Source organism: Streptomyces justiciae (genome assembly GCF_015163075.1).
Classification (GTDB): domain Bacteria; phylum Actinomycetota; class Actinomycetes; order Streptomycetales; family Streptomycetaceae; genus Streptomyces; species Streptomyces justiciae.
Genome location: NZ_JADDXU010000003.1, coordinates 574,687 through 601,035 on the forward strand (window position 1 = coordinate 574,687; position 26,349 = coordinate 601,035).

At 70.1% G+C, this 26,349-nt stretch carries 20 protein-coding genes, 1 tRNA gene and 1 pseudogene; 9 read left to right on the forward strand and 13 right to left on the reverse strand.

The features are described 5' to 3' along the window. Positions 1–63: 63 nt before the first annotated feature. Complete coding sequence (locus tag IQ210_RS10980; RefSeq protein ID WP_194078716.1) at positions 64–1,851, forward strand: serine/threonine-protein kinase; 1,788 nt, start codon at positions 64–66, stop codon at positions 1,849–1,851. A 52-nt stretch (positions 1,852–1,903) separates the two neighbouring features. On the opposite strand, the gene IQ210_RS10985 is transcribed toward IQ210_RS10980, so the two are convergent. Beyond that, positions 1,904–3,178, reverse strand: coding sequence for a hypothetical protein (locus IQ210_RS10985; RefSeq protein WP_322656343.1), 1,275 nt, complete (start codon positions 3,176–3,178; stop codon positions 1,904–1,906). Positions 3,179–3,404: 226 nt separating this feature from the next. Then, complete coding sequence (locus IQ210_RS47185) at positions 3,405–3,533, reverse strand: DLW-39 family protein (RefSeq protein WP_003999697.1); 129 nt, start codon at positions 3,531–3,533, stop codon at positions 3,405–3,407. Between the two features lie 340 nt (positions 3,534–3,873). Between IQ210_RS47185 and IQ210_RS10995 the strand changes: the two genes are divergently transcribed. Continuing rightward, positions 3,874–4,248, forward strand: coding sequence for a DUF6344 domain-containing protein (locus IQ210_RS10995; protein ID WP_194078718.1), 375 nt, complete (start codon positions 3,874–3,876; stop codon positions 4,246–4,248). A 97-nt stretch (positions 4,249–4,345) separates the two neighbouring features. Beyond that, positions 4,346–5,139, forward strand: a pseudogene (locus IQ210_RS11000) (glycosyltransferase family 2 protein). On the opposite strand, the gene IQ210_RS11005 reads toward IQ210_RS11000, so the two are convergent. Together IQ210_RS11005 and IQ210_RS11010 are read right to left on the reverse strand one after the other, a co-directional pair. Beyond that, positions 5,129–5,368, reverse strand: a complete 240-nt coding sequence (locus IQ210_RS11005; protein WP_407699692.1) for a ferredoxin — start codon at positions 5,366–5,368, stop codon at positions 5,129–5,131. The pseudogene IQ210_RS11000 and the gene IQ210_RS11005 sit on opposite strands and share 11 nt — an antisense overlap. Further along, complete coding sequence (locus tag IQ210_RS11010) at positions 5,338–5,820, reverse strand: hypothetical protein (protein WP_256784870.1); 483 nt, start codon at positions 5,818–5,820, stop codon at positions 5,338–5,340. The genes IQ210_RS11005 and IQ210_RS11010 overlap by 31 nt, the downstream gene beginning before the upstream one ends. A 54-nt stretch (positions 5,821–5,874) precedes the next feature. Between IQ210_RS11010 and IQ210_RS11015 the strand changes: the two genes are divergently transcribed. Beyond that, positions 5,875–6,351, forward strand: a complete 477-nt coding sequence (locus IQ210_RS11015; RefSeq protein WP_194078720.1) for a hypothetical protein — start codon at positions 5,875–5,877, stop codon at positions 6,349–6,351. Between the two features lie 334 nt (positions 6,352–6,685). After that, complete coding sequence (locus IQ210_RS11020; protein ID WP_194078721.1) at positions 6,686–10,627, forward strand: nSTAND1 domain-containing NTPase; 3,942 nt, start codon at positions 6,686–6,688, stop codon at positions 10,625–10,627. A 211-nt stretch (positions 10,628–10,838) separates the two neighbouring features. Here IQ210_RS11020 and IQ210_RS11025 read toward each other — a convergent pair. From IQ210_RS11025 to dnaA, 9 genes are all read right to left on the reverse strand, one after another. Beyond that, positions 10,839–10,912 (reverse strand) — tRNA-Ile (locus tag IQ210_RS11025). Between the two features lie 88 nt (positions 10,913–11,000). Then, a complete protein-coding gene (locus IQ210_RS11030; RefSeq protein WP_194078722.1) occupies positions 11,001–11,819 on the reverse strand; it encodes a DUF3566 domain-containing protein in 819 nt (272 codons plus the stop codon). Between the two features lie 17 nt (positions 11,820–11,836). Beyond that, on the reverse strand, positions 11,837–14,431 hold the full coding sequence (gene gyrA, locus IQ210_RS11035; RefSeq protein WP_194078723.1) for a DNA gyrase subunit A: 2,595 nt from the start codon (positions 14,429–14,431) through the stop codon (positions 11,837–11,839). 42 nt (positions 14,432–14,473) lie between these two features. Further along, positions 14,474–16,513 carry a DNA topoisomerase (ATP-hydrolyzing) subunit B gene (gene gyrB, locus IQ210_RS11040; RefSeq protein ID WP_194078724.1) on the reverse strand — a complete coding sequence of 680 codons (2,040 nt, stop codon included), beginning with the start codon at positions 16,511–16,513 and terminating at the stop codon, positions 14,474–14,476. A gap of 416 nt (positions 16,514–16,929) precedes the next feature. After that, positions 16,930–17,460 (reverse strand): DUF721 domain-containing protein, encoded by a 531-nt coding sequence (locus IQ210_RS11045; RefSeq protein ID WP_194078725.1) that lies wholly within the window; start codon positions 17,458–17,460, stop codon positions 16,930–16,932. Beyond that, the gene (gene recF / locus IQ210_RS11050; protein ID WP_194078726.1) at positions 17,457–18,578 is read right to left on the reverse strand and encodes a DNA replication/repair protein RecF; all 1,122 of its coding nucleotides are present in this window, start codon (positions 18,576–18,578) and stop codon (positions 17,457–17,459) included. Before recF ends, IQ210_RS11045 begins: the two co-directional genes overlap by 4 nt. A gap of 53 nt (positions 18,579–18,631) precedes the next feature. Then, on the reverse strand, positions 18,632–19,507 hold the full coding sequence (gene gnd / locus IQ210_RS11055; RefSeq protein ID WP_194078727.1) for a phosphogluconate dehydrogenase (NAD(+)-dependent, decarboxylating): 876 nt from the start codon (positions 19,505–19,507) through the stop codon (positions 18,632–18,634). A gap of 182 nt (positions 19,508–19,689) precedes the next feature. Further along, positions 19,690–20,820, reverse strand: coding sequence for a DNA polymerase III subunit beta (gene dnaN / locus IQ210_RS11060; protein WP_194078728.1), 1,131 nt, complete (start codon positions 20,818–20,820; stop codon positions 19,690–19,692). Between the two features lie 890 nt (positions 20,821–21,710). Then, a complete protein-coding gene (gene dnaA / locus IQ210_RS11065; RefSeq protein WP_194078729.1) occupies positions 21,711–23,750 on the reverse strand; it encodes a chromosomal replication initiator protein DnaA in 2,040 nt (679 codons plus the stop codon). Positions 23,751–24,126: 376 nt separating this feature from the next. Between dnaA and rpmH the strand changes: the two genes are divergently transcribed. From rpmH to yidC, 4 genes are read left to right on the forward strand one after another with little or no spacing between them, the layout of a single operon-like run. Continuing rightward, positions 24,127–24,264, forward strand: a complete 138-nt coding sequence (gene rpmH, locus IQ210_RS11070) for a 50S ribosomal protein L34 (RefSeq protein ID WP_015659252.1) — start codon at positions 24,127–24,129, stop codon at positions 24,262–24,264. A 21-nt stretch (positions 24,265–24,285) separates the two neighbouring features. Further along, complete coding sequence (rnpA, locus tag IQ210_RS11075) at positions 24,286–24,657, forward strand: ribonuclease P protein component (RefSeq protein WP_079083267.1); 372 nt, start codon at positions 24,286–24,288, stop codon at positions 24,655–24,657. Next, positions 24,654–25,031 carry a membrane protein insertion efficiency factor YidD gene (yidD, locus tag IQ210_RS11080; RefSeq protein WP_194078730.1) on the forward strand — a complete coding sequence of 126 codons (378 nt, stop codon included), beginning with the start codon at positions 24,654–24,656 and terminating at the stop codon, positions 25,029–25,031. Before rnpA ends, yidD begins: the two co-directional genes overlap by 4 nt. 3 nt (positions 25,032–25,034) lie before the next feature. After that, positions 25,035–26,336 (forward strand): membrane protein insertase YidC, encoded by a 1,302-nt coding sequence (yidC, locus tag IQ210_RS11085; protein WP_194078731.1) that lies wholly within the window; start codon positions 25,035–25,037, stop codon positions 26,334–26,336. The last annotated feature ends 13 nt before the right edge of the window (positions 26,337–26,349 follow it).

Here is a 26,349-nt window from a genome sequence, read left to right on the forward strand (position 1 = left end):
TCGTATCCCTCGCAGTGGGGGAAGCAAGGGGGGAGACCGAAGGGGGAGGAGCGACGCACAGCCATGGGTGAGGTCTTCGCCGGCCGGTACGAACTCGTCGACCCGATCGGGCGCGGTGGCGTCGGCGCCGTCTGGCGCGCCTGGGACCACCGGCGTCGGCGCTATGTCGCCGCCAAGGTGCTCCAGCAGAGCGACGCGCACTCCCTGCTCCGGTTCGTCCGTGAGCAGGCGCTGCGGATCGACCACCCCCATGTGCTCGCGCCCGCCAGCTGGGCCGCCGACGACGACAAGGTCCTGTTCACCATGGACCTGGTCGGCGGCGGTTCGCTGGTCCACCTGGTCGGGGACTACGGCCCGCTGCCGCCGTCCTTCGTCTGCACGCTGCTGGACCAGTTGCTGTCCGGGCTGGCCGCGGTGCACGCGGAGGACGTCGTCCACCGGGACATCAAGCCGGCCAACCTGCTGCTGGAGGCCACCGGCGCGGGCCGCCCCCGGCTGCGGCTGTCCGACTTCGGCATCGCCATGCGGCTGGGCGAGCCGCGCCTGACGGAGACCGACCTCGTGGTGGGGACGCCGGGATACATCTCGCCCGAGCAGATGATGGGCTCCGAACCGGACTTCCCCGCCGACCTGTTCGCCGTAGGTCTGGTCGCCCTCTATCTCCTGGAGGGCGCGCGGCCCGACACCAAGGCGCTCGTGCAGTACTTCGCGGCGCACGGCACACCGGGTGCGCCCAAGGGCATCCCCGAGCCGCTCTGGCAGGTCGTGGCCATGCTGCTCCAGCCCGATCCACAGGCGCGGTTCCGCACGGCCACGGGGGCACGCAAAGCACTCGCCTCGGCCATGGAACTGCTGCCCGAGCCGGGCCCCGACGACGAGTTGATCGAGATATTCGACCAACTCGGGCCCCTGCCACCGGGGTTCGGCCCCGAGGGACCACTCAAACCGGCGCCGGGTGTGGAGACGACCCGGGGGGCGAGGGCGGCGCGGGAAGCCCGGGAAGCCACAGAACCGCAGGGTGTCACGGGGACGCAGGGCATCAGCGGGCCGGAGGCTCCACCGGGCACACCCCGCAAGCCGACGGACTCTCCCTGGCCGGACAGCTCCTCCGACTCCGTATGGCCCGGCACGGGTTCGGTGACGACCGATCCCCGTCGCGCCACCGCGAGTTCGACGACGAACGATCCCCGTCACACCCCCACGGGTTCGACGACGAACGATCCCCGTCACACCCCCACAGGTTCGACGACGACCGATCCGCATCACGCCGCCGCCCCCGGCGTCGTACCGCCCGACCCACGACAAGGCACCGCCACCGGTCCCACACCGGACATCACGCCACCCCGCCCCCAGCACCCTCCCGCCACGGCCCCCTCGACCGGAGCGCAACCGCCCTCCATGTCGGACACCGGCAGCTTCCACCTGCCGCCTCCACAGACCACCGCCCCAGAACCACAGCACAGCGGCGCACCACAACAGCCCCCGCACCCGGCCCCGCACCCGGCCTCGATCGCCCCCCACGACCCCACGCACGTCCTGTCCACCCCCCGTCCCGAAGCGCCCCACCAGCCCGACCGGCACGATCAGCCCGGCCGGCCGCATCAGCCGCACCAGTCCCCCCACCCGGCACCGCCCCTGACCCCACCGCTCCCGCGTCAGCCCGCCGATGCCTCTACTGCTTCATACACCGCTCGGGTCCCGCAGGTTCCGCCTCCGGCCCAGCCAATCCCCCGCCGCCGCGGCTCCAGGGCCCGACGCCGCCCGGGCCCCCCGGCCAAGGTGACGCTCCCCCTCCTGCTCCTGGCGCTGACCTGCTACGCCGTGGGCTTCTGGGCACTGACCCGCATCTGAACAACCCACGCCCGCGAGCGAGCCGCCCCGGTGACGGCCCAGGCCAACCCCCTTACGCGGCGCCCCCAGCCCGCCGCCGAGCCACCACCGTCCACACCCCGAGCACCCCCAACAACACAGTCCCGCCTCCGATGCCGGCGACAGCGACCACCGTCATCACCGCGTCGTCCCCCGCGGCTCCGCCCCCGCCGCCGTCACCTCCCTCAGCAGCCCCCGGCCCCTGAGCCGCCACCTCGAAAGGCCCCGGCGGCTGGAACCGCCCCGCATACGCGGGCCCCGCCTCGGCCGAGCCGTCGACCCGTACGCGCAACGTCACTTCGAACGGCCCAGCGCCGAACTCCTCGCCCATCCGCTCGGAGAGATGAAGGACGAGGTAGTACGAGCCGGCGAACCGCATGCCGCTCACCGCGCCGGAGGAGCCGTACCGGTTGGCGTAGTCGACGGGCGGCACCGAGCGGAGCGAGGCCGACTTCTGGCCGCCGCTGTAGCCGAGGCTCACGTCGGTGACGGGACCGCGCGCGGGGTTGCAGAGGGACATGGTCAGGGCGCCGCCCACATAAGCGCCGCGGACCGTGCTGCCCAGTTCGGCGGTGGCGCCGAGTCGTTGCCCCCAGCCGACCGGTACCGCGTAGAAGAGCGTCTGGCCGGGGGAGATGTCGGCGCTCCAGACCCCCTGCTCCACCGGCGCGGCCGAACCGAAGCCCGCGCCTCCGGAGCGGGGTGTGGCCACGCCCCTGACGCCGCCGGGGGAGGCGGAGTCGGAGTCCGGGTCCGGGCTCTCCGGCGGAGTGGTGCCCACGGCGTTCTCCAGCCGCGGTTCCAGGAACGGCGCCAGCTCCAGATCCCAGTCGTCCGGCGTCCCGCCCGTCCCGGCGATGCGGTGGACGATCACGTAGTACGAGCCCTCGTCCTGGCACGCCGTGCGCCGGGAGGAGATCTCCCGCATCCCCGACACCACGACCGGCCGCGGACTGCGCCCCGCCCTGACCAGCTCGCTCTCGATGGAGCAGTTACGGCTGTCGGCGTCCTGCACGGTCACCCTGATGCCGTCCGACGCGGTCACCGTCGCTCCCGCGCGCGGGACGGCGGTGACGGAGACGTACGCGTCGGAGGCGTCGTCGAGTTCGAGGCGGTAGTAGACGTCGCTGTCCGCCGGAAGGGCGCTCTTGTAGGTCTTGCCGGGGACGAGGAGCTCGGCGTCCCCGGTGCCCGCGGCACCGTCGACCGGCTGGTCATCGGACGAGAAGCCGTACGACCCGGACCCGGCAGCCTCCGCCCCCTCGGCCGCAACCGACCCCGTCTGCCCCATCAGGGTGACGGCCGCCACGACCACTGACACGAGTGCCGGACGCAGAGCGGTCCACGGCCGAGAACGCCACCGCACGGTACGCCGCCCCACCGCAACCCGCCACCTCTCCTCGTCGCCGGGCCGAACCGTCGCCGGACCGTGGCCCATCCTGCCCAGCCGGAGCGAGGCTCACCCCCGGATTCAGGCAACGCAAAACCCCGACCGCAACGGCGGCCGGGGTCTGTTCAGAATCGGGTGTCAGTGCTCACGAACCCGTGGGCACGGAGTCAGTCGCCTCCGTCCACAGATCCTGCTCGGCGCGATCCGCCTGGATCTGGCGGTACACGAGGAGCCCGCCGATGGCGGCCAGTGCGACCAGGAGAAGCTTCTTCACCGCGCGACCTCGTCTTTCCTTGACGTAGGGGACCTCTGGCGCCCGACTATACACACCGTCCGAGACCGATCGGTGACCTGCGTCAGCCCCTCAACTTCCGCCTTCCGCACCGCAATAGAAGCGGATGACGCCGCTCCGATCGGAGGGTGATCACACCTCCACACACGGTGACTTTTGCTGCACCTCCTCCCCTCTTCTCCGGTTTTCAGGCCCCTTGCGCCCATCCGGGTGGTGTTCATCTGAAGATCGACGCGCCATGGGCGTCGGTCCGTGCTTTCGCGGCCCTCATACACATCATGAGGAAAGTACGCAAATCGCCCAACCCGAAAGTAGAGGGGCCATGGACCGGAACAAGGTCATGAAGCTGTGGACCGCGATCGTCACCGCCTTCCTGGCGCTGTGCACGACGCTCGGACTCGTCACCACCACCGCCGCGGCGGCCGTACCGCAGGCCGACACCACCCGCAACAGCACCGCGCCGGCCACGGCGCCGGAGCTGACCCCGTGGGCCGCGGCCTGGTCCTGGTCCCTGACCCACGCCAGGTCCCTGCCGCCCACGATGAAGCAGCGCATCCGCGCCGAGGCCCACGGCAAGACCCCGAGCTGCCGCCACCGCTCCCCGTCGGACACCGAGTCGACCGACGAGGCGACGGCCCTCTGCGACGACACCGCCGCCGCCCCGCAGGCCGAGCCGGCCGCCCCGCACGGCCGCTGAACACCCGGCACGCGCGCACGACCTCGACGTAACAGCAGAACCTCGTACCACTTGACCACCCCGAAGACCGGAAACCCCTGGTCGTCAGGGTGAGGCCGTGAACCGGCGCATCGTCATCGTCACCGCTGTACACGCCCCCTCTGCCGGCTACCTGCCGGAGGCCTACCGCTCCCTCTGCGAGCAGCGGTTGCCCCACGGCTGGGAATGGCACTGGGTGATACAGGAGGACGGCAGAACAAAGCCGTCGCCCCGTACGTGCCCGACGACGACCGCGTCACCTTCCGCCAGGGACGCCCCGGCGGCCCCGGCGTCGCCCGTACGATCGCGCTCGCGCACGCCGAAGGCGAGTACGTGAGGGTTCCGGACGCCGACGACCTGCTTCCACCGGGCGCTCTCGCCCGCGACCTGACCGCGCTAGAGGCCGACCCCGCTCTCGGCTGGGCGACCTCCCGAGTCCTGGACCCCTTCCCCGAGGGCTCGACGACCGGCTTCCCCGGCGACCCTGACCACGGCCCGATCGAACACGGAGCAGTCCTCCACCACTGGCGGACCAACGACTTCCGCGCGCCCGTCCACCCCGCGACGCTCTGCGTACGACGCGAGCTGCTGCCGTCGCTCGGCGGCTGGATGGCCCTGCCCGCGTCCGACGACACCGGACTGCTGCTCGCGCTGAACTCCGTGAGCCGCGGCTGGTTCTCACAGGAGGTCGGACTCCTGTACCGCAAATGGGACGGCCAGGTGACCGGACAGCCCCCGCACGTGGACCCGGTCGAACGCGAGGCCCGGATGTCCGTCATAGAGGAACGGGCGCGCGCACTCGCCGCTCTTCAGTGGCGTACGACCCCGCAGGCCCCGCAGCAGAGATCCCCGTTCGACGACGTCATCCGCTGACGCTGATCGCCCGCGAGGGGCACCCTTCCGCCGCTTCACGCACGCGTGCCTCGTCCTCGGCCTCCTCGCGCCCCGGTAGGACGGTCCCGAAACCGTCCACCACCGTGAACACGGACGGCAGCCGGTACACACAGTCCCCCGAGCCGTAGCACCGCTCAGGGTCGACCGAGATCTTCCTGCACGTCCCTCCCAGGAGGGTCAGTGCCCTCCCGCCGCCCCGGCGAACCAACCGGCCACCGTGCGCAGGGTCGTCTCGTCGAGCCGGTCGACCAGGGCCTGTACGGCCGCGACGTCCTCCGGCGCGAGGTCGTACCGGCCCGCCTTGCTCAGCCCCGCCATGAGCACCTGATGCCGCCGGTCCTGCATGCGCTCGACCAGCTTGTCCGGCGCCCCGACCGCACCGACGGCCGTCACAGATGCTTCAGGCACGGCAGCGGAGGCAGCGGAGTCGTCGCGCGCCGGGGTCTGCCAGCCACCGCCCTCCCCGGGACCCCACACCTCCACGCTCACCTCTTCCCCGCGCGCCCGCAGGGTCTGGCTCATCTCGCCCACGGCGTACAGCACCGGCCCTCGGTGAGGCGACTCCGCGGCCACCCGCCAGGAATCGGTGGAAGGCCGCCGGAACATCGCGACCCAGCGCGGTTCCCCCGACGGCTGCGGACTGAGGGGACGTGTCTCCACTGCACTCACCCCTTGACTCACCCCTTGGGAAGCGGAACGGCACGGGGACCATAATTGACGACCCGTCAGATATCCAGACCCGCAGCCACAACCGACAGCTGCCCGCCGACCACCACGCCGGAGTCCCTCAGGACAGGCCACGCCGAACGCACCCGCAGCGCCTACGCCCGCGCCGAGGCCGCCTGCCGCCACGCGGGCATCGGCCCGGACGCCGTGGAACTCGTCCCGAAGAGCCCGGCCGGCCGCGCCGCCCACTCCCTGCGCCTGTCCGCCCACTCGACGAGCACCCTCGCCGCGTCCGCCCCCGCCCCGGCCGCCGACGCCCGCTGCGCCCGCAACGTCGCCGCCGCGGCAGCCCTGGCGGCCCAGGCGGCGGCACAGACCCACGACGCCAACAACCACGAGAGCAGCCAAGAGAACGACGACCGCCCGGGGAGCCTCTCCAACGCGGCCTTCCGTACGGTGCTGAAGGCGTCCCAAGCCGCGGAGGCGGCGCGGTCGGCAGGATGGATGCGGCCGCCCCGTTCATAAGACAGGGCCCGCCCGCCGATGAAACGGGCCCGCCCCATCGTCCGGCGCCGGTCCCTCCCCTCGTGGGGACCGGTGCCGAACTGTGGGGCGGCGTCGGCCTGCGCCAGGGCCGCGTGGGCCGGGCAATGGCCGGAACATGGCAGTCCGGATGCGGCCGGTGATTACTCCGGCGGAAGCTCAGGCAACGCACAGTCAACCGCGTCGCTGTGGCTTGATCCTGCCCCCTGGTGTCGTCGCCGGGGAGGTTCCGGACCTGGGGGATCGACTTTTCCGCAGGTCAGCCCTATAGAGTGAGTTTTCCGGTCCGGATGTCCAGCGGCGAGGGAAGTAAGGGGTGGAGGCCTTGAGTTCCGACTCAGGGGCACGCACGGCCTTCGCGGAACGCCTCGCGCTGCTGTACCGGGAGGCCGGAAACCCGCCCCTCAAGAGCGTGTCCGAGGCGGTCGGCCGACTCCAGCGGGTCGACGAGCGGGGGCGTCCCGTACGGGTCTCCGCGCAGCGGATCAGCGACTGGCGCCGGGCCAGGAACGTACCCGCACAGTTCACCGCGCTCGCGGCCGTCCTGCACATCCTGATACCCCAGGCGCGCCGCGCCCAGCCCACCCCGGTCTCCACCGGGCTCTACGACCTCGCCCACTGGCAGCGCCTGTGGGAGCAGGCGATCACCGGCACCGCCGACGACGAACGCCCCGCGGCCGAGACCCCGCCCCCGCCCGCGGCCGGCGTCTGCCCCTACCGCGGCCTCGCCTCGTACCGCCGCGAGGACGCCCGCTGGTTCTTCGGCCGCGAACGCAGCACCGACGCCCTCCTCGCCCAGCTGCTCGGCGCGGAGCGGACCGGGGGACTGGTCATGCTCGTGGGCGCCTCCGGAGCGGGGAAGTCCTCCCTGCTCAACGCCGGTCTGGTGCCCGCGCTGACCGACCAGGGCCGGGAGGTGGTCCAGCTCGTGCCGGGCGCCGACCCGCTCGCCGAGCTGACCCGTCGTATCCCCGTACTCGCGTCGGTTCCGGACCCGTACGATCCCGCCTTCGCCCGGACCGTGCGGGACTCCGTGCGCGCGTGGGCCGGCGAGGCCCGGCCGGTCCTGATCGTCGACCAGTTCGAAGAGACGTTCACTCTCTGCGCCGACGAGGCGGACCGCCGTACGTTCGTCCAACTGCTGCACGCCGCGTCCACACCCGGCGACGGCTCGGGCGATCCGGACGATCCGGCCCCGGTGCTGGTCGTCCTCGGCATCCGCGCCGACTTCTACGAGCAGTGCCTCGGCCATCCCGAACTCGCCGACGCGCTCCAGCACCGGCACATGGTGCTCGGCCCGCTGACCACCACGGAGCTGCGCGAGGCCGTGACCGCCCCGGCGAAGGCCGTGGGTCTGGAGCTGGAGCCGGGGCTCGCGGAGCTGATCGTGCGCGAGGTCAGCGCCGACGGGCCGCGCGGGGCGCACGACGCCGGAGTGCTGCCCCTGCTCTCCCACGCGCTGCTGGCCACCTGGCAGCGCCGCAAGTCGGGCCGGCTGACGCTGGCGGGATACAGGGCTGCGGGCGGCATCCAGGGCGCCGTGGCGGCCACCGCCGAGCGAGCCTGGTCCGGGCTCGACCCGGCCGCCCGTACCGCCGCGCGGCTGCTCCTGCTGCGGCTGGTCCGGCTCAGCGAGGACACCCAGGCCACCCGCAGGCGCGGCACCCGGCGTCAGCTGGCGGCGGAGTCGACGGACCCCGACAAGACCGAGGAGTCCCTGGAGGCGCTGGTCCAGGCCCGGTTGGTGACCTTGGACGCGGAGACCGTGGAGATCACCCACGAGGCGCTCCTGCATGCCTGGCCGCGGCTGCGCGACTGGATCGACGAGGACCGCAACGGCAACCTGCTGCGCCAGCGCCTGGAGGAGGACGGCAGGTCCTGGGAGGACTCCGAGCGCGATTCCGCGCTTCTGTACCGCGGATCACGCCTCGAACAGGCGCACACCTGGGCGAAGTCGGCCGGCGACACCTTCCTGACCCGCAGCGCGGTGGAGTTCCTGGCGGCCTCGGTACGGCTGCGCCGGCGCACGGTGTGGATCAGCCGGGCCGCGATCTCCGCGCTGCTCGCGCTCACGCTCGTCGCCGTCTGCGCGGCGGTGATCGCGTGGAAGCAGCGGGACGACGCCGTCTTCGAGCAGGTCGTCGCCGAGGCGGACCGCTTCCAGGACACCGACCCCTCGCTGTCCGCCCAGCTCGCCCTGGTGGCGCACCGGCTGCGCGGGGACGACGAGGGCGCGCGCAGCCGCGTGCTGTCGACGGCGAACGCCCCGCTGGCCACCCCGCTGCTCGGCCACACCGGCGCCGTCTACCTCACCTCGTTCAGCCCCGACGGCCGCACCCTGGCCACCGCCAGCTACGACCGCACCGTCCGCCTGTGGGACGTCTCCGACCCGGCCCGCCCGAAGCCGCTAGGCAAGCCCCTGACCGGCCACACGAGCTGGGTCAGCAGCGCGGTCTTCAGCCCGGACGGCCACACCCTCGCCAGTGCCTCGGACGACGGAACGATCCGCCTGTGGGACGTACGGCAGCCGAGCCGGCCGCGTTCCCTCGGCGCTCCCCTGACCGGCCACGACGGCACGATCTACCTGGTCGCGTTCAGCCCGGACGGCCGCACCCTCGCCTCCGCCGGCGACGACCACACCGTACGGCTGTGGAACGTGACCGACCCCGCCCGCCCCGAGCCGCTCGGCAGGCCGCTCACCGGCTCCACCGCGGCCGTGCGTTCCGTGGCGTTCAGCCCGGACGGGCGGACCCTGGCGGCCGGGGGCGACGACGACACGATCCGGCTGTGGGACACGACCGACCCGCGCGAACCCGAGCCGCTGGGCAGCCCGTTGACCGGACACACCGGAATCATCCACTCCGTGGCGTTCAGCCCGGACGGCCGCACCCTCGCCAGCGGCAGCACGGACGACACCGTACGACTGTGGAACGTGGCCGATCCGCACGCGGCCGAGCCGCTGGGCACCCCACTGGCCGGGCACACCGGCCCCGTCTGGTCGGTGGCGTTCAGCCCCGACGGCACGCGTCTCGCCGCCGCGAGCGCGGACAGCACAGCCAGCCTGTGGAACGTCGCCAACCCCGCCTCCCCGTCCCAGATCGGGGAGCCGCTGTCCGGCGCGAGCGGGGAGATGTACGCGCTCGGCTTCAGCCCGGACGGGCGGACGCTCGCCACCGGCAACGGCGACAACAAGGTCCGGCTGTGGTCGATCCCCACCTCGGACATGACCGGCAGGCTCGGCGCGTTCCGCCCCGACGGCCGCGTCCTCGCCACGGCGGCCCGCGACGAGCACATCCGCCTGTGGAGCGTCACCGACCCCGACCGGCCCCGGCGGCTGGCCGCGCCCTTCAGACCGGGGGAGGGCGACATCCGCGCGCTGGCCTTCGCCCCGGACGGCCGCACCCTCGCGGTCCTGACGGGCAGCCACGCGGTGCAGCTGTGGAACGTCGCCGACCCCCGCCACCCGGTCCCCCACGGCCGCCCGGTCCCCCTCCAGACCCGCTTCCCGGGCCCCGAGGCGCTGGCGTTCAGCCCGGACGGCCGCCTCCTCGCGACGGCCCACGACGACCGCACGATCCAGCTGTGGAACGTCACCGACCCCGCCCACCTCACCCGGCTCGGCGCCCCGCTGACCGGCCATCGGGGGTACGTCAACTCCCTGCTGTTCAGCCCGGACAGCCGCACCCTGGCGAGCGGCAGCGCCGACGACACCGTCCGCCTGTGGAACGTCACCGACCCCGGCCACGCGACCCCGCTCGGCGCCCCGCTCACCGGCCACTCCGGCCCCATCGACACCCTCGCCTACAGCCCGGACGGCCACACCCTGGCCAGCGCCGGCGACGACGACACGGTCCGCCTGTGGAACGTCGCCGACCCCGGCGACGCGACCCAGGTCGGCCCCACCCTCACCGGCCACACCGAGGCGATCGTCTCCCTCACCTTCAGCAGGGACGGCGACACCCTCGCCAGCGGCGGCAACGACAACACGGTCCGCGCCTGGGACGTCACCGACCCGGCACTCGCGACGCCCATCGGCCAGGCGATGAGCCCCAACGGCAAGACGGGCAGCTTCCTGTCCTTCAGCCCGCACGCCGATCTGCTCGGCATCTCCAGCGGCGTCGACACCGTACGGCTGTGGAACCTCGACACCGACACGGCGGTCCGCCGCATCTGCTCGGCCACGCGCGGCGTCCTGACGCCCGGGAAATGGCACGAGTACCTGCCGCGACTCGCCTATGAACCCCCGTGCGAGGACTGACGGGACCACGTGATCCCCGTCACAACACCTCACCGGTCCCGAGCAGCCGCCTCCCCCAGCACCATCACCGTTGTTAGCCTTGGCCATAGCCCGGTCGCTGGTGCATCCCCCGTCGCCAGCGACCGGGCGTTCGCATGCCCGCCCCCACACACACAGCAACTCCGCATACGAGAAAGACCCCCAGTCGTATCGACTGGGGGTCTTTGTGCTGTGGGGCTAACAGGATTTGAACCTGTGGCCTCATCCTTATCAGGGATGCGCTCTAACCAACTGAGCTATAGCCCCGCCGCGCTCTGCGGTGTGTGTCCCGCGCGCTGACTCCTGAAGATTAGCGCACGACCGGGGCAGTCCCAAAATCGATAGTCGGGGCCGCTCACTCGTCCTCGGCGAGCGTCAGCTCGACGCCGCCGACGAAGCCCGCGGAGAGGTTGTAGATGAACGCGCCGAGCGTCGCGAGGGCCGTCGCGAGGACGACGTCGATGACCGCGATGATCGTCGTGAACATCAGGACGTTCGGCAGCGAGAGGAACGACTGCAGGTCGAAGCCGTTGGACTCGTTCGAGCCGGTCGCCTCGGAGATGGTGCCGCCGACGCTGGAGAAGACGCCCATCGCGTCCATGACCATCCACAGCACGGCGGCCGCGACGATCGTGCAGATGCCGAGCGCGATGGAGAGCAGGAAGCTGACCTTCATGACCGACCACGGGTCGGCCTTGGCCACCCGCAGCCGCGCCTTGCGGGTCCGCGGCGTGGTGCGCGCACCGGTGCGCGGCCGGCGTACGGCGCCGGTGGCGGCGGCCTGCGCCGGGTAGGCCTGCGGCGGGTGGTAGGGCCCCGCGGCCTGCTCCGGCCGGCGTTCCCCCGGCAGCGGCGACGGCGGCGGGGCCGACGGCTGCGGCTGTGCGCCCGGAGCAGCCGGGCCCGCGCCGGCCGCGTACTGCTGGGTCTGCGGGCCTCGGGTGTCCGTCACAGTTCCCCCCTGTGATCCAGGTGCGTCGGGCGAGGGAGAGTCCTTGGCGGGCGACTTGATCGCCTTGAGCTGGGTCGTGTGCGAATCTGTCGCCCGCCCGTCCGTGGCGCGCGCGTCGGTCGTACGCGCAGCGTTCGTACGCGCGGCGGAGCCACGACCGCCGTCGTCCGTGTCCGTACCGGAAGGGGTACTGGACGATCCGGCGCCCGTGGCTCCGCTCACGTGACTCACTCCTCGTGCTACTCGGCCGAGGGCGCCTCACCCTCGTCCGTGCCGGTGGTCGCGGCACCTTCGGCGGTCTCGTCGACGGCGTCCTCGCCGTCGACCTCCTCCGCCTCGCGCCCCGCCTCGGCGTTACGTGCGATACCGACGACGGCATCGCGCTTGCCCAGGTTGATCAGTTGGACGCCCATGGTGTCACGGCCCGTCTCCCTGACCTCGTTGACTCGCGTACGAATCACACCGCCGCCCAGCGTGATGGCGAGGATCTCGTCGGTCTCCTCGACCACCAGCGCGCCGACGAGAGAACCCCGGTCCTCCACGATCTTGGCGGCCTTGATGCCGAGGCCGCCGCGACCCTGGACGCGGTACTCGTCGACGGCGGTCCGCTTCGCGTACCCACCGTCGGTGGCAGTGAACACGAACGTACCGGGTCGAACAACATTCATCGAGAGCAGCTCGTCTCCCTCACGGAAACTCATGCCCTTGACACCCGAGGTCGCGCGGCCCATGGGACGGAGTGCTTCGTCCGTCGCCGTGAACCTGATCGACTGCGCCTTCTTGCTGATCAGAAGCAGATCGTCCTCGGCCGAAACGAGTTCGGCACCGATCAGTTCGTCGTCAGAACCGTCGTCCGTTTCCCGGAGGTTGATCGCGATGACACCTCCGGAACGCGGCGAATCGTAATCCTTCAGAGCCGTCTTCTTCACCAGACCGCCCTTGGTGGCCAGGATCAGATACGGCGCCACCTCGTAGTTGCGGATGGCGAGGATCTCGGCGATCGCCTCGTCCGGCTGGAAGGCCAGCAGGTTGGCGACGTGCTGTCCACGCGCGTCACGCCCGGCGTCCGGCAGCTCGTACGCCTTGGCCCGGTAGACGCGGCCCTTGTTGGTGAAGAACAGCAGCCAGTGGTGGGTGGTGGAGACGAAGAAGTGGTCGACGATGTCGTCTTCCTTGAGCTTCGTACCCCGTACGCCCTTGCCGCCGCGCTTCTGCGCCCGGTAGTCGTCCGTCTTCGTCCGCTTGACGTAGCCGCCGCGCGTGACGGTGACGACGATGTCCTCCTCGGCGATGAGGTCCTCGATGGACATGTCGCCGTCGTAGGGCACCAGCATGGTCTTGCGGTCGTCGCCGTACTTCTCGACGATCGCGGCGAGTTCCTCGCTGACGATGCCGCGCTGGCGGACCGGCGAGGCCAGGATCTCGTTGTACTCCGTGATCTTCGCCTGGAGTTCGTCGTGCTCCTGGATGATCTTCTGGCGCTCCAGGGCGGCCAGTCGGCGCAGCTGCATCTCGAGGATGGCGTTCGCCTGGATCTCGTCGATCTCCAGGAGCTCCATCAGGCCCGTGCGCGCGATGTCGACGGTGTCGCTGCGCCGGATCAGCGCGATGACCTCGTCGATGGCGTCCAGGGCCTTGAGCAGACCGCGCAGGATGTGCGCCCGCTCCTCGGCCTTGCGCAGCCGGAACTTCGTCCGGCGGACGATGACCTCGATCTGGTGCGTCACCCAGTGGCGGATGAACGCGTCCAGGGAGAGCGTGCGCGGCACGCCGTCGACCAGGGCCAGCATGTTGGCGCCGAAGTTCGACTGCAGGTCCGTGTGCTTGTACAGGTTGTTCAGGACGACCTTGGCGACCGCGTCCCGCTTCAGGACGATGACGAGACGCTGGCCGGTGCGCGAGCTGGACTCGTCACGGACGTCGGCGATGCCGCCGACCTTGCCGTCCTTCACCAGGTCGGCGATCTTCTGCGCGAGGTTGTCGGGGTTGGTCTGGTAGGGCAGTTCCGTGACCACCAGGCACTGGCGGTTCTGGATCTCCTCGACCTCGACGACCGCGCGCATGGTGATCGAGCCGCGGCCCGTGCGGTACGCCTCCTCGATGCCCTTGCGGCCCACCACCAGGGCGCCGGTCGGGAAGTCGGGGCCCTTGATGCGCTCGATGAGCGCGTCCAGGAGCTCCTCGTGGGAGGCCTCCGGGTTCTCCAGGTACCACTGGGCGCCGGCCGCGACCTCGCGCAGGTTGTGCGGCGGGATGTTGGTGGCCATGCCGACCGCGATACCGGCCGAGCCGTTGATCAGCAGGTTCGGGAAGCGGGCCGGCAGGACGGTCGGCTCCTGGGAGCGGCCGTCGTAGTTGTCCGTGAAGTCGACGGTCTCCTCGTCGATGTCACGGACCATCTCCATCGACAGCGGCGCCATCTTGCACTCGGTGTAGCGCATGGCGGCCGCCGGGTCGTTGCCCGGGGAGCCGAAGTTGCCGTTGGAGTCGACGAGCGGCATGCGCATCGACCACGGCTGGGCGAGACGGACCAGGGCGTCGTAGATCGAACTGTCGCCGTGCGGGTGGTAGTTGCCCATGACGTCGCCGACGACGCGGGCGCACTTGTAGAAGCCGCGCTCGGGGCGGTAGCCGCCGTCGTACATCGCGTACAGGACGCGGCGGTGGACGGGCTTGAGGCCGTCCCGGACATCCGGCAGCGCACGCGAGACGATGACGGACATCGCGTAGTCGAGGTACGAGCGCTGCATCTCCGTCTCGAGCCCGACGGGCTCGACACGCTGGGCGATGTCGCCGCCCTCTTCAGGCGTGAGGGGGGTGTTCTCGTCGGTCATTGCTGGTGAAGATCCTTCCTGGTGCGGTCAGCTGAGACCGACTCAGATGTCGAGGAAGCGGACGTCCTTGGCGTTGCGCTGGATGAACTGGCGGCGCGCCTCGACGTCCTCGCCCATCAGCACCGAGAACAGGTCGTCGGCCTGCGCGGCGTCGTCCAGGGTGACCTGGCCGAGGACGCGGTGCTCCTGGTCCATCGTCGTGATGCGCAGCTCCTCGGCGTTCATCTCGCCAAGGCCCTTGAAGCGCTGGATGGAGTCCTCACGCACCCGCTTGCCGCGCTGGCGGCCCATCTCGAGCAGCGCGTCGCGCTCGCGGTCCGAGTACGCGTACTCGGTGTCGTCCCGACCCCACTTGATCTTGTAGAGCGGGGGACGCGACAGGAACACGTGCCCCGCCTCGACCAGCGGCCGCATGAAGCGGAACAGGAAGGTCAGCAGCAGGGTGTTGATGTGCTGGCCGTCGACGTCGGCGTCCGCCATCAGGATGATCTTGTGATAGCGGAGCTTCTCGATGTCGAAGTCCTCGTGCACACCCGTGCCGAACGCCGAGATCAGCGCCTGGATCTCCTGGTTCTGCAGGATCTTGTCGATCCGCGCCTTCTCGACGTTGAGGATCTTGCCTCGGATCGGGAGGATCGCCTGGTACTGCGGGTTGCGGCCGGACTTGGCCGAGCCGCCGGCGGAGTCACCCTCGACGATGAAGATCTCGCACTTGGTGGGGTCGTTGGACTGGCAGTCGGAGAGCTTGCCCGGCAGGGACGCCGACTCCAGCAGACCCTTACGACGCGTCAGGTCGCGCGCCTTGCGGGCCGCCACGCGCGCGGTGGCCGCCTGGATGCCCTTGCGGATGATGTCCGCGGCCTCGACCGGGTTGCGGTCCAGCCAGTCGTTGAGGTGCTCGTAGACGGCCTTCTGCACGAAGGTCTTCGCCTCCGTGTTGCCCAACTTGGTCTTCGTCTGGCCCTCGAACTGCGGCTCGCTCAGCTTCACCGAGATGATCGCCGTCAGACCCTCGCGGATGTCGTCACCCGTGAGGTTGTCGTCCTTCTCGCGGAGCAGCTTCTTGTCGCGCGCGTACTTGTTGATGAGCGAGGTCAGCGCCGCACGGAAGCCCTCCTCGTGCGTACCGCCCTCGTGGGTGTGGATGATGTTGGCGAAGGAGTACACGCCCTCGCTGTAGCCGCTGTTCCACTGCATCGCGACCTCGAGGGACAGGCTCTTGTCCTTGTCCTCGGCCTCCAGGTCGATGACCGTGGGATGCACCAGGTCGCCCTTGCGGGAGTTCAGGTACCTCACGAAGTCGACGATGCCGCCCTCGTAGTGGTACGTGACGTGCTTGACCTCGGCCTTCTCATCGGCACCGGCCTCGTCCGCACCGGAGGTGGCCTTCGCCGACTCGCGCTCGTCAGTGAGTTTGATCGTCAAACCCTTGTTGAGGAACGCCATCTCCTGGAAGCGCCGCGAGAGCGTCTCGAAGGAGTACTCCGTGGTCTCGAAGATGTCGCCGTCGGCCCAGAAGGTGACCGAGGTGCCGGTCTCCTCGGTAGCCTCGTGCTTCGCGAGCGCGGCCGTGGGGACGCCCATCTTGTAGTCCTGCGTCCAGCGGTGGCCGTCGGTCCTGACCTCGACGGCGACCTTCGACGACAGCGCGTTCACGACGGACACACCCACGCCGTGCAGACCACCGGAGACGGCGTAACCGCCGCCGCCGAACTTGCCGCCCGCGTGCAGCACGGTCAGCACGACCTCGACGGCGGGCTTGCCCTCGGACGGGACGATGCCCACCGGGATGCCACGGCCGTTGTCGACGACGCGCACGCCGCCGTCGGCCAGGATCGTCACGTCGATCGTGTCCGCGTGCCCGGCCAGCGCCTCGTCGACGGAGTTGTCGACGACCTCGTACACGAGGTGGTGCAGACCCCGCTCACCGGTCGAGCCGATGTACATACCGGGTCGCTTGCGGACCGCGTCCAGACCCTCGAGGACGGTGATGGCGCTGGCGTCGTACGAGGCGGTGACCTCGCCGTTCGCGCCGGCGTCGGTGGACGGGATGTTCTCGTTGGGGTTGCCGGAATCGGCCACGAAGCGCCCTTTCTGGCACAGCACGAGCCAAGCTCGTCGGCGGGTTGCCGGAGCGGCTGCGGCATGTTGCGTTGGTAAGCCTTGATCAGCGTTGCTCAGCTTGTCCCGGCGGTCCCCACTAATGGGGCGGGATTGGCTTCCAGTCTACCGGTAGCGCCGACAGTGATGGGGGTTTGCCGGTACCTGAGTCCTCATGTGCCGCCCGAAATACCGCTCCGCCGGGTCCCCATATACGGAGCGGGGCTCCAAGAGGCTCACGGAGGCACTCAGCGCTTCTGACTGTCAACCCTTGGCTACTTGGGAGTCAGGTCGCGATTCGCAACCGCGTGCGGGTGTACGACACGACGGCCGCCGAAGGTCCCGGAGGACCGCCGACGGCCGTCGATGTGATGTCTGTCACCCAGAGGTTTGCGGGCTCATCCGTAGGTGTCACCAGGGCCTGTGCTGCCCGGGGCACGCAGGGGGCCGTAGCGCCGCGGGGGGCCACCAGGGTTGAGCACTTTGATCATCCGCACGCTGCCCTGGCCCAGGTCCTCATTGAGGCGGGCGACCAGAGCGGGCGCGAGATGACGCAGTTGGGTCGCCCACGCCGTGGAGTCGCACTGCACGACCAGCACCCGCTCGTCCTCGTCGTACTTCTGCGGCACACAGTGCTTGGCGAGGTTCTCCCCGACGATCTCCGGCCAGCGCCCCATCACCCCGCCGACCGCCGCCGGCGCCTCCCAGCCCCGCTCACTGATCAGCCGGTTGATCGCCGAACCCAGCGCCATCGGGTCGCGCCCGTCGGCGCGCGCGCCGGAGCGCAGACCGCCCCGCCGCGCCTGCTTCTTCTGCTGCGCCGCGTCCCCACGCGCGCGTGCCTGCTCCTTGGCCGCGCGCAACGCCACGCGCGCGAGGTCGATCCCCGAGGGTTCGGGCGTGTTCTTCTTCGGCTCCTCGGCACTCACGCGCGCTCCACCACCCCACCGGACACCGCGTACCGCGCCCCCACCAGCAGATGCGGTACGTCGTCGTCGACCGCCGCCGTCACCAGCACCTGCTCCCCGGGCGCCACCAGCTCCGCCAGCCGCTCCCGGCGCCGGGTGTCCAGCTCGGCGAACACGTCGTCGAGGATCAGCACCGGCTCATTGCCCTCCGCGCGGAGCAGGTCGTACGACGCGAGCCGCAACGCCAGCGCGTACGACCAGGACTCCCCGTGCGAGGCGTAGCCCTTGGCCGGCAGCTGACCGAGCTTGAGCAGCAGATCGTCCCGATGAGGACCTACGAGGGTGACGCCCCGCTCGATCTCCTGCTTACGGGCCTCCGCGAGCGCCGCCATCAGCTGCTCGTAGAGATCCTCACGGGTGTGCGCCTCACCGGGCGCCGACGGCTTGTACTCCAGGGCGATCGGGCCGCCGCCGGGCGCCAGCTGCTCATACGCCTTGTCGGCCAGCGGCTGGATCGCGGCGATCAGGTCGAGCCGCTGGGCGAGCAGCTCGGCACCCACGCGCGCGAGGTGCTGGTCCCACACGTCGAGCGTGGACAGGTCCATCGAGCGGCCACCGTGCCTGCGCGCGAGCGCCGCCGACTTCAGCAGGGTGTTGCGCTGCTTGAGGACCCGCTCGTAGTCGGAGCGCACGCCCGCCATGCGCGGGGAGCGGGCGGTGATCAGCTCGTCGAGGAACCGTCGCCGCTCCCCGGGGTCGCCCTTCACCAGGGCGAGGTCCTCGGGGGCGAAGAGGACGGTCCTGAGGATGCCGAGCACGTCACGCGGTCTGACCTGCGACGACCTGTTGATTCGAGCGCGGTTCGCCTTGCCCGGGTTCAGCTCCAGCTCGACCAACTGCTGCCGGTCGCCCTGCCTGACCTGCGCCCGGACGATCGCGCGGTCGGCGCCCATGCGGACCAGGGGGGCGTCGGAGGAGACGCGGTGGCTGCCGAGGGTGGCGAGATAGCCGACCGCCTCGACCAGGTTCGTCTTGCCCTGCCCGTTGGGGCCGACGAAGGCCGTGACGCCCGGGTCGAGCGGAACTTCGACCCGGGCGTACGAGCGGAAGTCGGCCAGCGACAGATGCGTGACGTGCATGGTCGGGCGCCGACCTCCCCCAGCTTGTGGGCTGTTCTCAACAGCCCTGTGGATTACTTCTTCTCGACCGCGTGGCCGCCGAACTGGTTGCGCAGCGCCGCGATCATCTTCATCTGCGGCGAGTCGTCCTGCCGGGACGCGAACCGCGCGAACAGGGACGCGGTGATCGCCGGCAGCGGCACCGCGTTGTCGATGGCGGCCTCCACAGTCCAGCGGCCCTCGCCGGAGTCCTGTGCGTAACCGCGCAGCTTGTCCAGGTGCTCGTCCTCGTCGAGGGCGTTGACGGCCAGGTCGAGCAGCCAGGAACGGATGACCGTCCCCTCCTGCCACGACCGGAAGACCTCGCGCACGTCGGTGACGGAGTCGACCTTCTCCAGCAGCTCCCAGCCCTCGGCGTAGGCCTGCATCATCGCGTACTCGATGCCGTTGTGGACCATCTTGGCGAAGTGCCCGGCGCCGACCTTGCCGGCGTGCACCGAGCCGAAGTCGCCCTCGGGCTTGAGCGCGTCGAAGACCGGCTGCACCTTGGCGACGTTCTCCGCGTCGCCGCCGTACATCAGCGCGTAGCCGTTCTCCAGGCCCCACACACCTCCGGAGACACCGCAGTCGACGAAGCCGATGCCCTTGGCGGCGAGCTCCTCGGCGTGCTTCTCGTCGTCCGTCCAGCGGGAGTTGCCGCCGTCCACGACGACGTCACCCGGCTCCAGGAGCTCGGCCAGCTCGTCGACCGTCGACTGGGTCGGGCCACCGGCCGGGACCATCACCCAGACCACGCGCGGTCCCTTGAGCTTGCCCACAAGCTCTTCCAGGCTGTGGACATCGGCGAGGTCCGGGTTGCGGTCGTATCCGATGACGGTGTGGCCTGCGCGGCGGATCCGCTCGCGCATGTTGCCGCCCATCTTGCCGAGGCCGACGAGACCGAGCTCCATCAGTTGTTCCTTAGGTTGCTGTGGCGTGTGTGGCACCTTCGTACCTACGTCCGAGCCTAAACCCGGACGCTCACGCACACCTGTGGGCATACGCGCTCATACGTACGCCCCCACCTGCGGATTTTCCCCAGACCGCGAGACCGTCGTCCACGGCCTGGGGATAACTCCGGTCGCTCAGCCGGTCAGCCGCTGAGTCGCACCGGCATGATCAGGTACTTGTAGGCCTCGTCCGCCTCCGCGTCCAGGGCCGGCTTGCCGCTGAGCAGCGCGGGCTTCGTCGACGTCGTGAAGGACAGCTGGGCGACCGGGGAGTCGATGGCGCTCAGGCCGTCCAGCAGGAAGGTCGGGTTGAAGGCGATCGAGATGTCGTCGCCGTCGAGGTTGGCGTCGACGCGCTCCACAGCCTGTGCGTCGTCGCTGGAACCGGCCTCCAGGATCAGCACGCCCTGCTCGAAGCTCAGCCGCACCGGGGTGTTGCGCTCGGCGACCAGGGCCACACGCTTGACGGCCTCCACGAACGGGGCGGTCTCGATCACGGCGACGGAGTTGAACTCGGTCGGGAACAGCGTGCGGTACTTCGGCAGGTCGCCCTCGAGCAGACGCGTGGTCGTACGCCGACCCGCGCCCTCGAAACCGATCAGGCCCTCGCCCGCGCCCGAGCCGGAAAGCGCCAGGGTGACGCTGTCGCCGCTCGTGAGCGCCTTGGCGGTGTCCAGGAGGGTCTTGGCGGGCACCAGGGCCACCGCGGACGCCTCGGGGTTCTCCGGCTTCCACAGGAACTCGCGGACCGCGAAGCGGTAGCGGTCGGTGGAGGCCAGCGTGACGGTGTCGCCCTCGATCTCGATGCGCACACCGGTCAGCACCGGCAGCGTGTCGTCGCGGCCGGCCGCGATGGCGACCTGGGAGGCGGCGGAGGCGAAGACCTCACCGGGGACGGTGCCGGTCGCGGTCGGCATCTGCGGGAGCGCCGGGTACTCCTCCACAGGCAGGGTGTGAAGGGTGAACCGCGAGGAGCCGCAGACCACGGTCGCCCGTACACCGTCTGTGGAAATCTCCACCGGGCGGTTGGGGAGGGCGCGGCAGATGTCGGCGAGCAGGCGGCCGGAGACCAGGACCGTGCCCTCCTCCTCGACCTCGGCCTCGACGCTCACCCGCGCGGAGACCTCGTAGTCGAAGCTGGACAGGCTCAGCTGGCCGTCCTCGGCCTTCAGCAGAAGGCCGGCGAGGACAGGCGCCGGCGGACGGGCCGGGAGGCTGCGTGCCGCCCAGGCCACTGCCTCCGCGAGTACGTCGCGTTCCACCCGGATCTTCACTGTTGCCGCCTCCTGCTGTTGCCGGCGCTTCGCTCTGCCTGGCCTCGTCGTCTGTCTCGGTGTCGTCGGCCCCTGTGAGGGGAAGGACACCGGGGAACAGTCTGACGCACCCCACTGACAGTAGGTGCCTCTCGGGGTCAAGTCGTGACGAGGGGCAGTCGGGAGCCGGACAGCGAGTTGTGCACAGGACCCCCTTCGAAACGGATTCCCAGCTCTCTCTAGTTGGGAGTAGTAGTAGGGGCTGTGGATACCGTGGATAACTGCGTTTGCGCAGGTCAGCCCGGAAATTTTGTCCACGGGTCCTGTGGGCGGAGGCGGTGGACAACTCGGGGTGTCTGTGGAGAACAGAAAGTTCTGCACACTCCGTGCACAGGCTGAGCCGAGTTCTCCCCAGCTGCGTCCCCAGCTTTACCCACGTTTCCCACACCCCAACCCGGCACCTTCGTGTGACGCCTTTCACTCGACACGGTGAGCAGCCGCGTCGCGTTGCCGAACAGTGGACAGCCATGTGGAGAAGCTGGGGATCGCTGGGGACAACCGGGCTCAACCTGTGGGTTGCCGGTGGACAACTCGATGCACAGCCTGTGGATCTTTTCGTCGTCCACAGTCTGTGGAGATCGCTCGTCCACGAATCCACAACCACTTGACCTGGCCTGATGGTCTTTCAACAGACCCCCTGTGGACGGCGATCTGGACAACTTCGCAGTCCCCAGGATGTGGACGGCAGAAAGTTGCCGAATCTGTGGAGGGAGGCCGTAACCCGGCAGGTAATCGAACATGCGGCTACGAGGACGTGACGGCCGAGACGGCGTCCCGGGCCGTGGCGGCATGACGAAGGGCGCCCCGGGACCGTGTCCCAGAGCGCCCTGGACGCCGTGAGTACGCCTGTGTCAGCCGTTCTTGATGCGGTTCGTCAGCTCCGTCACCTGGTTGTAGATGGAGCGCCGCTCGGCCATCAGATTGCGGATCTTGCGGTCCGCGTGCATGACGGTCGTGTGGTCGCGGCCGCCGAACAGCGCGCCGATCTTCGGCAGCGAGAGGTCCGTCAGCTCGCGGCACAGGTACATGGCGATCTGCCGGGCGGTCACCAGCGCGCGGCCTCGCGAGGTGCCGCAGAGGTCCTCGACGGTCAGGCCGAAGTAGTCCGCCGTCGCGCCCATGATCGCCGTCGAGGTGATCTCGGGCGCCGAGTCCTCGCCGCCGGGGATCAGGTCCTTGAGGACGATCTCCGTCAGGCCCAGGTCCACCGGCTGCCGGTTGAGCGACGCGAACGCCGTCACCCGGATCAGCGCGCCCTCCAGCTCACGGATGTTCCGCGAGATGCGGGAGGCGATGAACTCCAGCACCTCCGGCGGGGCGTTGAGCTGCTCCTGCACCGCCTTCTTGCGCAGGATCGCGATCCGCGTCTCCAGCTCGGGCGGCTGGACGTCGGTGATCAGACCCCACTCGAAACGGTTCCGCAGCCGGTCCTCCAGCGTCACCAGCTGCTTCGGCGGCCGGTCGCTGGAGAGCACGATCTGCTTGTTCGCGTTGTGGAGCGTGTTGAACGTGTGGAAGAACTCCTCCTGCGTCGACTCCTTGTCCGCGAGGAACTGGATGTCGTCGACGAGCAGGATGTCCATCTCCCGGTACCGCTTGCGGAAGCTGTCGCCCTTGCCGTCGCGGATGGAGTTGATGAACTCGTTGGTGAACTCCTCCGAGCTCACGTAGCGCACGCGCGTGCCGGGATACAGACTCCGCGCGTAGTGCCCGATCGCGTGCAGCAGGTGCGTCTTGCCGAGCCCCGACTCCCCATAGATGAAGAGGGGGTTGTACGCCTTGGCGGGCGCCTCGGCGACGGCCACCGCGGCCGCGTGCGCGAAGCGGTTGGAGGCGCCGATGACGAACGTGTCGAAGAGGTACTTCGGGTTCAGGCGCGCGGTGGGCTCACCGGGTCCGGCCGCCGGCGCGGGCTTCGCGGCCAGCGGGCCGGGGGCGCCACCGGCCGGGGGCAGCGCCGAGCCGCCGGGTCCGCCGCGGTGCGCGTGCCCGCCGCCGGAGGGCGGCTCGGGCAGGTCACGGCGGGGCCCGCCCTGGTCGTAGTCGTCCCGGCGCGGCCCCGGCTGGTCGTAGTCGTCGCGCCTGGGGCCCGGCTGGTCGTACTCGTCGCGCCGCGGCTGGTCGTACTCCGCGCGCTGGCCGTCGTAGGACGGGCGGTCCATCGGCTGCGGGCGGTAGTCCTGCGAGGGCGAGGCGTAGGCGTCCTTGGGGTAGGGCTCCTGGCCGTACGACTCCTGCGGCGGCGGGGTCGCGTACGGGTCCCGCTCCGGGAAGCCGAGCCGCGGCTGCTGCCAGCTGTACTCGTCCTGCTGCGGCCGGGGCCAGGCGCCGGGCTCGGGGCGCTGGTACTCGCCCGGGTAGGCGGGGCGGGCACTGGGCAGCTGGTCGCCGGGGCCGCCGGGGAGCTGCTCGGGGCGGCCCGGCTGGCGGTCGTCGCCGCGGTGGCGGTCGTCAGCGCGGTGGCGGCCGTAGCCCTCGTACTGGTTGCCGTTGTCGTACTGGTTGTCGTACGGGCCGCTCTGGCCGTCGTACTGGCCGGCGGGGAGCTCGGGCTCCTCGTAACGCGGCTGCTGGGGGCGCGCGGGCTGGGGTGCCGGCGGGGCCGGGGGCTCACCGGCGGAGTCGTCGACGGTGATCGCGATACGGATCGGGCGGCCGCACTCGCGGCTCAGGGTGTCGCTGACGATCGGGGCGAGGCGGCCTTCGAGGACGCCCTTCGCAAACTCGTTCGGTACGGCGAGCAGGGCGGTGTCCGCGACCAGCGCCAGCGGCTGGCAGCGGCGGATCCAGTGCTCGTCCTTGACCTCCACGCCCTGCCCGCGGCCCTCGCCGAGGAGCTGCTCCAGTACTCGTGGCCACACTGCGGCAAGATCGGCAGGTACGTCAGCCACAGGGCACGCTCTCTCACAGGTCCCACGAACGTGTGATGGTGGGACGGGTCGGGATCTACACCGCGGGGCGCGGGGGACAAAGGAACGAATCGGAGTTCAGCCACGGTAGTCAGGGCGACGGGTGCGGTTCAAGTTGTTGTCCCCAGGCTGTGGATAGTGTCTCCCGGAGGCGGCTGGTTTGACCGGATGGCGTAGCCGCGCGTACCGTAACCAGGTCGAGTTGTCGATGGCTGCTGCCGCCTGCCTCCGATGGGCACAGATCGCGTCAGGTGATCGGGAAGCGGTGCACTCGGGCGTAAGCGAGAGCTACTCGTGGGCGCACGGTGACAGCCAGGACGGCACCCGCCACCACCGATTTGATTTCTGGAGCCCCCGAGTGAGCAAGCGCACCTTCCAGCCGAACAACCGTCGTCGCGCCAAGACCCACGGCTTCCGCCTGCGGATGCGCACCCGTGCCGGTCGCGCGATTCTCGCGAACCGCCGTGCCAAGGGTCGCGCCAGCCTGTCCGCCTGATTCCGGTCAGGTCATGCCGTCGTGCTGCCCACCGAGAACCGGCTGAGGCGGCGCGAGGACTTCGCGACCGCGGTACGACGAGGACGCCGGGCAGGACGCCCGCACCTCGTAGTCCATCTTCGTAGCGGTGCAACGGACCCGCACGCGCCTGGGGAGAGCGCTCCCCCGACGCGTGCGGGTTTCGTCGTGAGCAAGGCTGTGGGCGGTGCGGTGGTGCGCAACAAGGTGAAGCGCAGGCTTCGCCATCTGATGCGCGACCGGGTCGACCTGCTGCCCCCCGGTAGCCTGGTAGTCGTACGAGCGCTGCCCGGTGCGGGTGACGCCGACCATGCACAGCTGGCCCGAGACCTGGATGCCGCCATCGAGCGGCTACTGGGAGGGGGCGCGCGATGAAGTACCCGCTGCTGGCTCTGATCAAGCTGTACCAGTGGACGATCAGTCCGCTGCTGGGGCCCGTGTGCAAGTACTACCCGTCGTGCTCCCACTACGGCTACACGGCCATCGACCGGCACGGTGCGATCAAGGGCACGGCGCTCACCGCCTGGCGCATCCTGCGCTGCAATCCGTGGTCGCTGGGAGGCGTGGACCATGTCCCGCCCCGCAAGCGCCCGCGGTGGCACGAAATGCTGCGTGACGCCTGGCGTGCACGCAGGGGCGGGCCCTCCGCCGCCGAAACGGCCACCGAGGAGAATCCCTCTTCGACCACCGAAGAGAATCCTCCTTCGAGCCCGGCCGCAGAGACTCCGTCCCATGCCCAAGGAGCATGATTAGTGGACACGATTGCCAGCCTGTTCAGCTTCATCACGACACCCGTCTCCTGGGTCATCGTCCAGTTCCACAAGGTGTACGGCGCCATCTTCGGCCCTGACACCGGCTGGGCCTGGGGCCTGTCGATCGTGTCCCTGGTGATCCTGATCCGTATCTGCCTGATCCCGCTCTTCGTGAAGCAGATCAAGTCGACGCGGGCCATGCAGACGCTCCAGCCCGAGATGAAGAAGATCCAGGAGCGCTACAAGAACGACAAGCAGCGCCAGTCCGAAGAGATGATGAAGCTGTACAAGGAGACGGGCACCAACCCGCTCTCCTCGTGCCTTCCCATCCTGGCGCAGTCGCCGTTCTTCTTCGCCCTGTACCACGTGCTCAACGGCATCGCGAACAACGACACCATCGGTGTCATCAACGAGAGCCTGCTGGCGAGCGCCCAGAAGGCGCACATCTTCGGTGCCCCGCTGGCGGCGAAGTTCACCGACAGCTCCGCCGACGTCGCCGCCCTCGACGCCTCGCTGACCACGGTCCGCATCGTCACCGCGGTCATGATCGTCCTGATGTCGGCCTCGCAGTTCTTCACCCAGCGCCAGCTGATGACGAAGAACGTCGACACCACGGTGAAGACGCCGTTCATGCAGCAGCAGAAGATGCTGATGTACGTCTTCCCGGTCATGTTCGCCGTCTTCGGCATCAACTTCCCGGTCGGTGTCCTCGTCTACTGGCTGACCACCAACGTGTGGACCATGGGCCAGCAGATGTACGTCATCCACAACAACCCGACCCCGGGCTCCAAGGCTCAGGCCGCCTACCTGGAGCGTCTGACCAAGCACGTCACGCACCACGGCAAGGTCCGCCGCCGCAGCGAGAAGACCATCGTCAAGGCGATCGTCGCCAAGGGCCGTGACCGCAACGAGTTCGAGCGCAAGTTCATCAACGCCCTGAGCAAGGCGGGTCTCGCCGCCCAGGCCGACGGCGCCGTGATCAAGAGCGAGAGCCAGGCCGCCGCCCAGGCCGAGGACGGTACGCCGACCGCCGGTGGCACCGGCACTCCGAAGCGTCAGCAGCCCAAGCGGCAGAGCAAGTCGCAGCGGCAGTCGGGTGGCGCCTCCGGCACCACCGGTGCGGCCAAGTCGGCCGACGAGTCCGTCTCGCTCAGCAAGTCCGACGAGCCCGAAGACGCCAAGCCCGCCACCCCCGCCAAGAAGGCCGCTCAGAAGCAGCAGCCCGGCGCCGGTACCCGCAGCAAGGCCCAGTCCGGACAGCGCAAGGGCCCGCAGCGGCCCAAGTCCCCGTCCAAGAAGTAAGAAGGAGTCCAAC

Bases quoted from the DNA above. Each gene is read 5' to 3' on its own strand.
- IQ210_RS10980 (WP_194078716.1), top strand. From the start codon at position 64: ATGGGTGAGGTCTTCGCCGGCCGGTACGAACTCGTCGACCCGATCGGG.
- IQ210_RS10995 (WP_194078718.1), top strand. From the start codon at position 3,874: ATGGACCGGAACAAGGTCATGAAGCTGTGGACCGCGATCGTCACCGCC.
- gyrA (WP_194078723.1), bottom strand. From the start codon at position 14,431: ATGACCGACGAGAACACCCCCCTCACGCCTGAAGAGGGCGGCGACATC.
- recF (WP_194078726.1), bottom strand. From the start codon at position 18,578: ATGCACGTCACGCATCTGTCGCTGGCCGACTTCCGCTCGTACGCCCGG.
- gnd (WP_194078727.1), bottom strand. From the start codon at position 19,507: ATGGAGCTCGGTCTCGTCGGCCTCGGCAAGATGGGCGGCAACATGCGC.
- yidD (WP_194078730.1), top strand. From the start codon at position 24,654: ATGAAGTACCCGCTGCTGGCTCTGATCAAGCTGTACCAGTGGACGATC.